The sequence below is a fragment of the Flavobacterium sp. genome, assembly GCF_017985075.1.
In the GTDB taxonomy this organism is placed as follows: domain Bacteria; phylum Bacteroidota; class Bacteroidia; order Flavobacteriales; family Flavobacteriaceae; genus Flavobacterium.
Genome location: NZ_JAGNYF010000044.1, coordinates 11,452 through 14,607 on the forward strand (window position 1 = coordinate 11,452; position 3,156 = coordinate 14,607).

At 31.7% G+C, this 3,156-nt stretch carries 2 protein-coding genes; both read left to right on the plus strand.

All coding sequences use genetic code 11. The annotated features are described in order from the left end of the window. Nucleotides 1–1,791 (plus strand): aminopeptidase (locus KA468_RS08410; protein WP_291242501.1); only part of this gene is annotated, 1,791 nt, incomplete at its 5' end. Nucleotides 1,792–1,993: 202 nt separating this feature from the next. Continuing rightward, a partial coding sequence (locus KA468_RS08415) for a thiamine pyrophosphate-dependent dehydrogenase E1 component subunit alpha (protein ID WP_291242502.1) occupies nt 1,994–3,156 on the plus strand: 1,163 nt, incomplete at its 3' end.

Below are 3,156 nucleotides of genomic sequence, written 5' to 3' on the forward strand. Positions count from 1 at the left end.
AGAAAAGACCATTGGATTTTAGAAGGCATTCAGCATTATTATTTAAAAAAATATATAGATGAAAGGTATCCAGAAAGTAAAGCTTTTGGAAAATTAGCTCGATTTAAAATACTAAAAAAGTACAAGATAATTTCTATGAATTTTACCGAACAATTCATTTATAATTATTTATTAATGGCGCGAAAAAATATTGATCAACCTGTTGGAACAGATAAAAACACACAAATAAAATTCAATGAAAGAATAGCAGGAAAATTCAAATCTGGGCTTTCGCTTCATTATTTGAACGCTTATTTAGGAGATAATTATGTAGAAAATTCAATTAAACAATATATAGAATTAAATAAATTCAAATATACTGATAGTCAAAATTTTAAGTCAATTTTAGAACATAATTCAAAACAAGATTTAAATTGGTTTTTTAAGGAATTAATTTATTCCAGAAATAAAATTGATTACAAAATTATTCAAGCCAAAAAAACAAACGATGCTATAGACGTAACAATTAAAAATGTAGGCGATGCCAAAGTGCCTATTTCTATTTCTGGTTATCAGAAAAACAAATTAATTAGTAAAAACTGGATTCATAATCAATCCGACATTTTTACATTTTCAATACAAAACGATAGTATAACAAAATTCGTTTTAAACGATACGTATGAAATTCCAGAATTAAACAACAATAACAATTCGTACAAATTAAAAAACCGCTTTTTAGGGAACAGAAAAATTAGATTTACTTTTTTTAAAGACATTGAAAATCCAAAATACAACCAAGTGTTTTTCGTTCCAACTGCCGAATACAACTTATATGACGGCTTATTATTGGGTATGAAATTTAATAACAAATCGATAATTGACAAGCCTTTTATTTACGACATTACGCCAAATTATTCCTCTAAAACACAAACACTTGCAGGAAGTGCAGGATTTAGTTTTAACGATATTAACCGCAACAGTACCCATTTTAGCACCCGATATGCGATTTCAGGAACTCGTTTACACTATGCTCCTGATGCTTTTTATACTAAAATTACGCCAAGTGTAAATTTCAGATTTAGACATCCAAATTTTAGAAAAAATGAAGGCGAAGGATTTTTAATACGACACGTGTATGTAAATAGAGAAAAATCTAATATCGTTTCTACAAAAAACTCAGAAAACTATTCTGTATTTAATTTACGATATGGATATGCTAACAGTGAATTAATAGAACAATTTTCATACGGAACCGATTTTCAACTTTCAAATCGTTTTGGAAAAATATCAGGACAAATACAATATCGTAAACTTTTTGAAAATAATAGATTTATCAATTTAAGGGCTTTTGCTGGAGTTTTTACGCATAATGACACCCAAAACAATTTCTTTAGCTTTGGTATTGATAGGCCTTCCGACTATTTATTTGATTACGCTTTAATAGGCAGAAGCGAAAGCACAGGTTTATTTAGTCGGCAGTTTGTAAATGCGGAAGGTGCCTTCAAATCTAAATTTGCTACACGATTTGCCAATCAATATATTTTAACTGCAAATGCTAGTTTCACGATTTGGGATTGGATAGAAATGTATGGCGATGTTGGAACGTTTAAAAACGAAGGATATAAACCGCAATATATCTATGATAGCGGCATTCGCTTAAATTTAGTACAAGATTATTTCGAATTATATTTACCCGTTTATTCTTCAAATGGCTTTGAATTAAACGACAAAAATTACGGCGAACGCATCCGATTTATTATTACATTAAGTCCAAAAACATTAACCTCTTTATTTACAAGAAGATGGTTTTAAAATTAGTGAAATTTCATATAAATTTCAGTTTCTAAATTTGTAATTTTTATACATTATTCGTAAATAATAGTTACTATTTCGAAATAATACTACGTTTTTTACAACCAAACATCAATATTTTTATTCATTATTCATAAAAATAACCTTCACGTAGTACCATTTCGTTTTTTTGTTTAAATTTGTAACATAGCAAAGTAATATTATGAGCAAAACTAAGACGGCAGAAACATTATCTTTCGAAGATTTCAAAAAAGAAGTTTTACACGATTTTAAAATCGCATCGGTTAGTCGCGAGTGTAGTCTTTTAGGACGAAAAGAAGTCCTTACTGGAAAAGCAAAATTTGGTATTTTTGGCGATGGTAAAGAAGTACCACAATTGGCCTTAGCGAAAGCGTTTCAAAATGGTGATTTTCGTTCAGGATATTACCGTGACCAAACGTTTATGATGGCTATTGGCGAATTATCAATCGTTCAGTTTTTCGCAGGATTATATGGTCACGCCGATATTAATTTTGATCCAATGAGTGCGGGTCGTCAAATGGGTGGGCATTTTGCTACACATTCGTTAGACGAAAACGGAAATTGGAAAAATTTAACCCAACAAAAAAATTCAAGTGCCGACATCTCTCCTACTGCTGGGCAAATGCCACGTTTATTAGGTTTAGCACAAGCCTCAAAAATATATAGAAATGTAACAGAAATTCCTGCTGAAAATAATTTTTCAGTACAAGGTAACGAAGTTGCTTGGGGAACAATTGGAAACGCCTCTACATCAGAAGGGTTGTTTTTTGAAACCATAAACGCTGCTGGGGTGTTACAAGTTCCAATGGTAATGAGTGTTTGGGATGACGAATACGGAATTTCTGTACATGCCAAATATCAAACTACAAAAGAAAATATATCCGAAATATTAAAAGGATTACAACGCGATGACGCAAACAACGGGTACGAAATTTTCCGTGTGAAAGGTTGGGATTATCCTGCATTAGTTGACACCTATCAAAAAGCTTCTAAAATTGCCCGAACAGAACATGTGCCGGTTTTAATTCACGTAAACGAATTAACGCAACCGCAAGGCCATTCTACTTCAGGTTCACACGAGCGATACAAAAATGCGGATCGTTTGGCGTGGGAAGCAGAATTTGACTGTGTGGCGCAAATGAAAAAATGGATGATAGCTAACAATTTGGCAACAGCCGAGGAATTAGAAGAAATTGAATCGACATCTAAAAAAGAAGTTTTAGAAGGTAAAAAAACGGCTTGGGCAAATTATTTATCTGCTATAAAAGAAGACCAAGCGGCAACTGTTGCCATTCTAAATCAAGTCGCACAAAACTCTGAAAATAAAGTTTTTATTGAAAAATA